Origin of the sequence: Nocardioides cremeus, from assembly GCF_030518195.1 — a bacterium.
In the GTDB taxonomy this organism is placed as follows: Bacteria; Actinomycetota; Actinomycetes; order Propionibacteriales; family Nocardioidaceae; genus Nocardioides; species Nocardioides cremeus.
Genome location: NZ_JAULSC010000283.1, coordinates 1 through 277 on the forward strand (window position 1 = coordinate 1; position 277 = coordinate 277).

Annotated in this window: 1 protein-coding gene; it reads right to left on the bottom strand. The window is 45.1% G+C overall.

The genetic code is table 11. From position 1 onward, the window contains the following. Positions 1–277, bottom strand: a 277-nt coding sequence (locus tag QWJ41_RS22550; RefSeq protein WP_500684576.1) for a hypothetical protein, incomplete at both ends; no start/stop codon positions are given.

The following is a 277-nucleotide window of genomic DNA, read 5'->3' on the forward strand; positions in this document are numbered from 1 at the left end:
TGAAAATATGCCAGATACTTCATTTCGGGATATTTATGCGCAAAGAAACGCTTTCCTTCTTCCAGTTGCAGGGCTATCGGCTTCTCGGTACGGCAGTAGTCGGGATTGAAAGTCTGGTTATTGCAGTAGGTACAGCCGCCGTACCCCTTGCTCCCGTCACGGTTGGGACAGGTAAACCCGGCATTCAACGAAATTTTCTGTACCTTATACGGAAAATAACGTTTCAGGAAAGAAGGAAATTCATTATAAAGAGGAGTCGCACTCATAAGCCTATGTT